Here is a 9,590-nt window from a genome sequence, read left to right as displayed (position 1 = left end):
TGGCCGGCGCCGGCCACGCGGCGATCCTGGCGGCGGACGCCCTGGCCCAGGAGGCGTTCAGGCGGGACCCTGCCGGGGACGCGGCGCTGCTGGAGGAGGCGAAGGTGATGCTGCGGGGGTATCTGGGGGCGGTCGTGGCGCGGTACCCGTCGCGCGAGGGCGGCATCTGAGCCGCGGGCCGGACGCGGACCGACTCGGAACCGGGCTGTCACCGGCCCGCGGGCCGACCCGGGAGCCGGTGACAGCCCGAGTACGGCGAGGCCCGAGCACGGCGAAGGCCGCCTCCTCGTATGAGAAGACGGCCTGCGACCACCTCATGTGGTCGGGACGACAGGATTTGAACCTGCGACCCCTTGACCCCCAGTCAAGTGCGCTACCAAGCTGCGCCACGTCCCGTCGCGTTCCGGTGAATCGTGGGAACGCGCAGGTGAACACTACCGTACGCGTGCCGGTGTCACGGCCGCGGGCGGCGGGGGCGACACCGGGGAAACGGTGGGGCCCTTCCCGGTCACTCGGGCGCGACATGCAGATTTTCCCCGGCAGCCACCCGCGACCGGACCTTTCGGCCGCCGTTTCGGACATGCACTCCAAAGGAACCCATTTCCTTCGGTCGTGCGCGTTTCAACAATGTGTGGGCCGGATGAACGGGACCGGCGAGAAACGCAATAGATCCGTTTTCCTACGCCGTGGCCTTTTCTCCGAGGGTGACCGAATCAATACGGCGGGAAACCGGGCGGTCGTTCAAACGTTGACTGGCGAGTAATAACCGCACTACCTTCAACGCGCTTCGAACAAGCGCTTTTCACGGCCTTCCGCGGTGATCCTTTCCCGCCGGAATACCGGTGCACGCCTTTGCTGTCCCGAACCCCCCACCGTGCAGTTTCACCCTTGATTCGGAGAATCAATGACGTCCACTGTGCGCTCCGAGGACATGATCATCGGCATCACCCCTTTCGGCGAGCCCGATGCCGGGCTCGCTCTCGCGGTCGCCGGGGCCGGCGGCCTCGGCGTCCTCGATCTCGGCGACGGCGGCCGAAGATCGCGCGAGGCGCTGGCCCGATTGCGGCGCTCCGCGCCGGGCGGCTTCGGGGTCAGGGCGGACGCGCGCTGCCGCCTGACCCCCGCCGACCTCGGAGCCGACGGCCCGCACACCGTGGTCCTGGCCGCCGACGCGCCCTGGCCCCTCGCCGGCCTCACGGCGCGGCACCGCGTCCTCGTCGAGGTCACCGATCTGGCGGGCGCGCGGGAGGCCGTGGCCGCCGGGGCGCACGGCCTGATCGCGCGGGGCGGCGAGTGCGGCGGCCGGACCGGCACGCTGAGCACCTTCGTCCTGCTCCAACAACTGCTCTCAGCCGACGAGTCGGGCGTCCCGGTGTGGGCCTGCGGGGGCATCGGACCGCACACGGCCGCCGCCGCCGTGGCCGGCGGGGCGGCCGGTGTCGTCCTCGACGGACAGCTCGCGCTGCTCGCCGAATCCGCCCTGCCGGAGGCGACGGCCGCCGCACTGCGCCCCCTGGACGGCTCGGAGACCGTCGTCGTGGCCGGTCACCGGGTGCTGCTGCGCCGGGGCCCCGACGCCCCGCGCCTGCCGGCGGACGCCGGACCGCAGGAGGTCGCGGCGCTGCTGGGTGCGCGGGACCCGCGCACCCAGCTGCTGCCGGTGGGCCAGGACGGCTTCCTCGCCGCCCGGTTCGCCGACCGCTGGGGCGACGTACCGCGGACGGTCCGGGCGGTGCGGGACGCGGTGCGCGAGGCCCTGGGCGGCGAGGCGACCGTGCGAGCCCTGGCGGACGGGTCGCCGATGAGCCGGGCGCTGGGCACCCGGCTGCCGGTCGCGCAGGGGCCGATGACGCGGGTCAGTGACGGGCCCGCGTTCGCGGCGGCGGTCGCGGCGGACGGGGCGCTGCCGTTCCTCGCCCTGGCGCTGGCGGACGGTGAGCGGGCACGGGAGATGCTGGCCGGGACGCGCGACGCGGTGAACGGCAGGCCCTGGGGCGTCGGCGTGCTCGGCTTCGCACCGGAGGACGTACGGGCCGCACAGCTGGAGGCCGTACGGGAGTTACGGCCGACGCACGCCGTCATCGCGGGCGGGCGGCCCGCGCAGGCGCAGGCGCTGGAGCGGGACGGGATCCGGACCTTTCTGCACGTGCCGTCGCCGGGGTTGCTGCGGCAGTTCCTCCAGGCGGGTGCCCGCCGGTTCGTGTTCGAGGGCTCGGAGTGCGGCGGGCATGTCGGACCGCGCGCGAGCTTCCCCCTGTGGGAAGCCCAACTCGGCGTGCTTGAGGACTACTTGGACGACGTCGCCGACGCCGGGGACATCGAGGTGTTCTTCGCGGGCGGGGTGCACGACGAGCGGTCGGCCGCGATGGTGGCCGCGCTCGCCGCGCCGCTGACCAAGCGCGGGGCGGCCGTGGGTGTCCTGATGGGGACGGCGTACCTGTTCACCGAGGAGGTGGTTGCGCACGGCGCGATCCGGCCGCTGTTCCAGCGCCAGGTGCTCGACGCCGACCGCACCACGCTGCTGGAGTCGGCTCCGGGACACGCCACCCGCTGCGTGCCCAGCCCGTTCGCCGCCGGCTACCGCGAGGAGGAGGCCCGGCTGCGCGCCGAGGGCGTCCCCGACCGGCGGATCTGGGAGGAGCTGGAGCGGCTCAACGTCGGCCGGCTGCGCCTCGCCAGCAAGGGCACGACACGGGAGGCGGACGGCACCCTCGCACCCGTCGACGAGCAACGGCAGCTCGCCGAGGGGATGTTCATGGCCGGCGAGGTGGCCGTGCTGCGGTCGGCGACCACGACGGTCGCCGCGCTGCACGCGTCCGTGACGGCGGGAGCGGCCTCGTTCCTGTCCCGCCGGGCCGCCGGGCTCGGCGTCGGGGAGGCTCCCCGCCCGCAGGCGCCCGCGCCGCTCGACGTCGCCGTCGTCGGCATGGCCTGCATGTTCCCGCAGGCCCCCGACCTGCCCACCTTCTGGGCCAACGTGGTCGGCGGCGTGGACGCGGTCGGCGAGGTACCGGCAGACCGCTGGGACCCGGCCGTGCACCACGACGGGGCCACCTCCTCGAAGTGGGGCGGCTTCCTGCCGCCGATCCCCTTCGACCCGCTGCGCTACGGCATCCCGCCCACCTCCCTCGGCCACATCGAGCCCGTCCAGCTGCTGTCCCTGGAGGCCGCCCGGCGGGCCCTGGAGGACGCCGGATACGGCGACGGGGGGCGGGAGTTCGACCGCTCCCGCACCTCGGTGGTGTTCGGCGCCGAGGCCGGCAGCGACCTCTCCAACGCGGCCACCCTGCGGGCCGTCCTGCCCTCCTACTACGGGAAGGTGCCGCAGGGTCTCGACGAGCAGCTCCCGCGGCTCACCGAGGACTCGTTCCCCGGCATGCTCGCCAACGTCATCTCCGGCCGGATCGCCAACCGGCTCGATCTCGGCGGCGCCAACTTCACCGTCGACGCCGCCTGCGCCTCCTCGCTGGCCGCGGTCGACGTCGCCTGCAAGGAACTCCTCGCCGGCACCAGCGACGTCGTCCTGTGCGGCGGCGCCGACCTGCACAACGGCATCAACGACTACGTCCTCTTCTCCTCCGTGCACGCCCTGTCCCCCACCGGACGCTCCCGCGCCTTCGACGGCTCGGCCGACGGCATCGCCCTCGGCGAGGGTGTGGCCTGCGTGGTCCTCAAGCGGCTCGCGGACGCCGAACGCGACGGCGACCGGATCTACGGCGTCGTCAAGGGCCTCGGCTCCTCCAGCGACGGCCGCTCCCTCGGACTCACCGCGCCCCGCCCCGAGGGCCAGCGGTCCGCGCTGGAGCGCGCCTACCGGGGCGCGGGGGTCTCTCCGGCGGAGGTCGGTCTCGTCGAGGCGCACGGCACCGGCACGGTGGTCGGTGACCGCACCGAACTCGCCGTCCTGGGCGAGGTGTTCAGCGAGGCGGGCGCTCAGGCGGGCGGCTGTGTGATCGGCTCGGTCAAGTCGCAGATCGGGCACACCAAGTGCGCCGCCGGGCTGGCCGGTCTGATCAAGACGGCGCTCGCGCTCTACACGGGCGTACGGCCGCCGACGCTGCACGTGGAGGCACCCAACGCGGCCTGGGAGGCGGACAGCAGCCCCTTCGCCTTCCACTCCGAGGCCCTGCCGTGGGCCGCGCCCGCCGCCGAACGCTTCGCCGGCGTCAGCGCGTTCGGCTTCGGCGGCACCAACTTCCATCTGGTGCTGGGCGCGCACGCCGGCGGGATGGCGCCGGCGCGGGGACCGGACGCCTGGCCTGCCGAACTGTTCGTGTTCCGCGGCCGGGACGAGACGTCGGCCCGTCGTGCCGTCGAGGAACTCCTGCGGGTCGCCGGGGCGGACGGCCGCCCGTGGCGGCTGCGCGACCTGGCCCTCGGTGCGGCCCGGAGATCGGACGCGAGCACGGACCCGGTGCGGTTCGCGGTGGTGGCGAGCGACGTGGACGACCTCACCGGAAAGCTGCGGACCGTCCTCGACACCCCGGCCGGCGCCACCGACACGCCCGCTCGCGGAATCCACCGGGCCGACGCCGAGCCCGCCACGGGCGGCAAGGTCGCCTTCCTCTTCCCCGGCCAGGGCAGCCAGCGTCCCGGCATGCTCGCCAAACTGTTCGTCACATTCCCCGAGTTGCGGCCCTACCTGGAGCTGGGGCGGGCCCACGCGGACGCGCTGTATCCGCCGGCCGCGTTCGACGACGCCACCCGCGACCGGCAGCGGGCCGCGCTCACCGACACCCGGGTGGCGCAGCCGGCCCTCGGCGTCGCCGGGCTCGCCGCGCACGCCCTGCTCACGGCCGCCGGCGTGGAGCCGGACATGGCCGCCGGGCACAGCTACGGCGAGCTGGTCGCCCTCTGTGCCGCCGGCGCCCTCGACCCCGAGACGCTGCTGGAGCTGAGCACCGAGCGGGCCGCGGCGATCCTCGGGGCCGCCGGGGAGGACCCGGGGACCATGGCCGCGGTCACCGCCGGTGCCGAGGAGACCGAACAGGCCCTCAAGGCGGCGGGCGCACCCGCCGCGGTCGTCGTCGCCAACCGCAACTCCCCCCGCCAGACGGTGGTGTCCGGTCCGACGGACGCGGTCGCGGAGGCCGTACGGCTGTTGCGCGAGGCCGGGCTGCGGGCCCAGCGGATCCCCGTGGCGTGCGCCTTCCACAGTCCGCTGGTCGCCGGGGCCGGTGACCGCTTCGCCGAGGCGCTCGCGGCCCGCCCGGTGCACGCGCCCGAGTTCCCGGTGTGGTCCAACCGCACCGCCGCGCCCTACGCCGCCGACGCGGACGCGGTCCGGGCCGAACTCGCCGCGCAGATCGGCGCCCCCGTCTCCTTCACCGAGCAGATCGAGGCGATGTACGAGGCGGGCGCGCGCGTCTTCGTCGAGGCCGGTCCCGGGTCCGTGCTGACCCGGCTGGTCGGACAGATCCTCGGCGAGCGCCCGCACACCACCGTCGCCTGCGAGCCCCGCCCCGGCGGCGGCCTGCGCGACTGGCTCGACGCCCTCGCCCGGCTGGCCGTCGCGGGGCTGCCGGTGCGCACCGGGCGCCTGCTGCGCGGCCGGGACGCCGTCGACGCGGTCCGCACCCCCGCCCCCAAGGTCCCGGGCTGGACGGTGGACGGGCAGCTCGTCCGTACCGCCGCCGGCGCCCTCCTCCCCGGTGCGCTCGCACCGGCCCGCCGTGTCGTGGACACCCAGGAGACGACTGTGACGACCAACCCCCCGCACGGTGTCCCCTCCGACCGGGACGCGCTCGTCTCCGAGTTCCTGCGCACCAGCCGGGAGATGATCGCCGCCCAACGGGACGTACTGCTCACCTACTTCGGCGGCACACCCGGTGCGCCGGCCGCCGGGCCGACAGCCTCACCGGTCGCCGGTCCGGTCCTCGTGCAGGCGCCGATCCCCGCCGTGGAGACCGTGCCGCAGGCTGCTTCCGCACTCCCCGTCGCGGCGCCGCCGCCGGACCCGGAACCCGCGCCGCGGGACACCGAGCCCGTCGACGTCGGGCAGCTGGTCCTGGAGATCATCAGCGAACGCACCGGCTATCCCGTCGACATGATCGAACCCGACCTCGATCTGGAGGCCGATCTCAGCATCGACTCCATCAAGCGGGCCGAGATCGCCGGTGAGCTGGCCCGGCGGATGGGCGCGGGCGGCGGCGCCGACCTCACCGCGATGGACGACGCGGAACTGGAGGAGCTGGCGAAGGCGCGTACGGCGGCGGCGGTGACCGGCTGGCTCACGGCCCGGCTGGGCGCACCGACGGCCCCGGAGGTGGCATCGGCATCGGTCGAGTCGACGCCCGTAGAGTCGCCCGGCTCGCAGGCGGTGACCGGTGAGCCGCCCCGGCGGCACGTCCTGCGCCCGGTGCTCCTCGACGCCCCCGGCGGGCCCGACCCCGCCGCCCTGATCCCCGGCACCCGCTGGATCCTGCTCGGTGAGGCGCCCGAAGTGGCCGCCCGTTTCACGGAGTTGGGCGCCGAGGTCGCCGTACGCGGTCGCGGCCATGTGCTCGGTGACGGGGACGGGCCGGTGGATGGAGTGCTGTACCTCGCGGCCCTCTCCGACGACGGCGCGACCGTGCTGCCGGACGCGTTCCCGGTGCTGAAGGCGGCCCTGGCGCGCGGTCCGCGGTGGCTGCTGGCCGTCCGGCCGTCCGGCGGCGACGCACGCTCGGCGGGGCTGCGCGGCTTCTTCCGCACCGTGGCCCGCGAGTACCCGCAGACGGTGGCGCGGGTCGTCGACCTCGCCGAGGTGTCGCCCGCCGCCGTCGCGGACGCCCTGATCGGCGAGGCCGTCGCCCCGGACCGTACGCCGGTCGTCGTGCGGTCGGATGCCGGACGGTACGGGTTCGAGCTGGTGGAGGCGCCGCTCGGCGCGCTCGGCGGCACGGGCGCCGGACCGGCCGGGGACGGCGTGGCGGAGGCCGCCGCGCTGGGCCTGGACCGGGACTCCGTGGTGGTGCTGGCGGGCGGGGCTCGGGGCATCACCGCGCAGTTCGCCGCCGCGCTCGCCGGCGCCGCCCGCTGCCGCCTGGAACTGCTCGGCCGCACCCCCGCACCCGACGGCCCGGAGGACGCGGATACGGCCGCCGCCGGCACCCCGGCACAACTGCGCGCCGCGCTCGCCGCGCGCGGCGGGGCGAAGCCGGCCGAGATCAACCGGGCCGCCGAACTCCTGCTGGCGCAGCGGGAGATCAGGGCGACGCTGGCGGAACTGGCGTCGCTCGGCAGCCGGGCCCACTACCGCTCGGTCGACTTCCGTGAGCCGGACGCCGTACGCCAGGCGGTGAAGGAGATCCACGCCGAGCACGGCCGCCTCGACGGCGTGGTCCACGCGGCCGGGGTGATCGAGGACCGGCTCATCGCCGAGAAGAGCGCCGAGTCCTTCCAGCGGGTCTACGGCACGAAGGCCACCGGCGCCCAGGCCCTGCTCACGGCGCTGGAGGAGCTGCCCGCCGCGCCCGCGTTCACGGTCCTGTTCGGCAGCATCTCCGCCGTCCTCGGCAACCGCGGTCAGGCCGACTACGCGGCGGCCAACGACGCCCTGGAGTCCCTCGGCGCCGCCTTCGCCGCCCGCACCGGCCGCCGTGCGCTGACCGTGCACTGGGGTCCGTGGGCGCCCGCCGCCGGGCACACCGGCATGGTGGGGGCGGAGCTGGCCCGCGAGTACGCCCGGCGCGGCATCCGGCTGATCGACCCCGAGGAGGGCACCGCGGCGCTGCTGCGGGAGCTGGCCTGGGGCGAGGAGTCCGTGACGGCCGTCGTCCACACCGCCTCGGGCTGGTGACCGCGACCGTGACGCCCCGTCAAATACCGGTCGCCGTCGTCGGGATGGCGGTGCTGCTGCCGGGCGCACCCGACCTGGACACCTACTGGCGGAACCTGCGGGACGGTGTGGACGCCGTCGGGGAGGTCCCGGAGGGACGCTGGGACGCGGACTACTACCACCCCGGCACCGCCTCCGAACCGGCCGTCGCGGACCGGGTGTACGCCCGGCGGGGTGGGTTCGTGGACGGGCTCGCGCAGGTCGAGGTCACCCGGTTCGGGATCATGCCGAACTCGGTGGCGGGGACCGAGCCCGACCAGCTCATCGCGCTGCACGTGGCCGCCGCCGCCCTCGACGACGCGGGCGGCACGGACCGCCTCCCCGACCGGGAGCGGATCGGCGTCGTCCTCGGCAGGGGCGGCTACCTCACGCCGGGCCTGGTCCGGCTCGACCAGCGGGTGCGGACCGCCGGACAACTGGTGCGCACCCTGGGCGAGCTGCTCCCCGACCTGACGTCCGGCCAACTGGACCAGGTGCGGGAGGCGTTCACGGACCGGCTGGGCTCCGACAGCCCCGAGTCGGCGATCGGTCTGGTGCCCAACCTGGCGGCCTCCCGGGTCGCCAACCGGCTCGACCTGCGCGGCCCCGCCTACACGGTGGACGCGGCCTGCGCCTCCTCACTGATCGCCGTCGACCAGGCGGTGGGCGAACTCGCCACCGGTCGCTGCGACCTGATGCTCGCCGGAGGGGTCCACCACTGTCACGACATCACGCTGTGGAGCGTGTTCTCCCAACTGCGGGCCCTCTCCCCCAGCCAGCGCATCCGGCCGTTCCACCGGGACGCCGACGGCATCCTGATCGGCGAGGGCACGGGCGTGGTCGTCCTCAAGCGGCTCGCCGACGCCGAGCGCGACGGCGACCGGATCTACGCCGTCGTCCGGGGCACCGGTGTGTCGAGCGACGGCCGGGCGGCCGGGCTCGTCAACCCCGATCCGGGCGGCCAGGCACAGGCCGTACGGCAGGCGTGGCGGGCGGCCGGGATCGACCCGGCGGCTCCCGGTTCGATCGGTCTGCTGGAAGCGCACGGGACGGCGACGCCGGCCGGTGACGGGGCCGAACTGGCCACGCTGGCCGACGTGTTCGGGCCCGGTGACGGCGAAGCCGTGCTGGGCTCGGTCAAGTCCATGATCGGGCACATCATGCCGGCCGCCGGGATCGCCGGGCTGGTCAAGGCCGCCCTCGCGGTCCATCACGCGACGCTGCTGCCCACCCTGCACTGCGACGACCCGCACCCGGCGCTGGCCCGCACCCGCTTCCGCACCCTGGAGAAGGCCGCCCCCTGGGAGACCACCCCGGACCAGCCGGTACGGCGGGCCGCGGTCAACGCGTTCGGGTTCGGCGGGATCAACGCCCACGTCGTGCTGGAGGAGCCGCCGGGGGTACGCGCACCCGTTCCCGTCCCGCGGGTCACCGAGCCCGAGCCGGTGCTCCTCCTGGCCGCGGCCTCGACCGAGGCCCTCGCCGCCCTGCTGGACGCCGACGACAGCGCCGTACGCGCCGCCGGGCTCGATCCGGGCCGTCCGCATCCGCAGGCCGGGCCCGTCCGGCTGGGCATCGTCGACCCGTCCGAAAGACGCCTCGCCCTGGCCCGGCGCGCGGTCGCCAAGGGGCGGGCCTGGCACGGCCGCAGCGACCTCTGGTTCCGGCCCGCGCCGCTCCTGGGCGCGGGCGGCGGGAAACTGGCGTTCCTCTTCCCCGGTCTGGAGGGCGGGCAGCCCGAAGTGGGCGGCGACATCGTCCACGCGGGGGGTGAAGGCGCCCTCCAGACCGG

Annotated in this window: 2 protein-coding genes, 1 tRNA gene and 1 pseudogene; 3 read left to right on the top strand and 1 reads right to left on the bottom strand. The window is 75.4% G+C overall.

The window, feature by feature from the left end; genetic code table 11:
• Positions 1 to 170, top strand: a pseudogene (locus tag BZL64_RS41520) (TetR/AcrR family transcriptional regulator); the annotation flags it as partial.
• Between the two features lie 149 nt (positions 171 to 319).
• Here the strand turns inward: BZL64_RS41520 and BZL64_RS32155 are convergent.
• A tRNA-Pro gene (locus BZL64_RS32155) sits at positions 320 to 396 on the bottom strand.
• Between the two features lie 508 nt (positions 397 to 904).
• Here BZL64_RS32155 and BZL64_RS32150 point away from each other — a divergent pair.
• Positions 905 to 7,780 carry a type I polyketide synthase gene (locus BZL64_RS32150; protein ID WP_086772653.1) on the top strand — a complete coding sequence of 2,292 codons (6,876 nt, stop codon included), beginning with the start codon at positions 905 to 907 and terminating at the stop codon, positions 7,778 to 7,780.
• 44 nt (positions 7,781 to 7,824) lie between these two features.
• The coding region (locus BZL64_RS32145) for a beta-ketoacyl [acyl carrier protein] synthase domain-containing protein (protein ID WP_244205623.1) at positions 7,825 to 9,590 on the top strand (1,766 nt) is incomplete at its 3' end.

The sequence above is a fragment of the Streptomyces bobili genome, from assembly GCF_002154575.1.
Taxonomy (GTDB): Bacteria; Actinomycetota; Actinomycetes; order Streptomycetales; family Streptomycetaceae; genus Streptomyces; species Streptomyces bobili.
The sequence above is the reverse complement of the archived record's forward strand: the minus strand, read 5'-3'. Positions and strand labels throughout refer to the sequence as shown.

What these genes read in the sequence shown, in the direction of transcription:
- BZL64_RS32150 (WP_086772653.1), top strand. Translation starts at nt 905, where the DNA reads ATGACGTCCACTGTGCGCTCCGAGGACATGATCATCGGCATCACCCCT.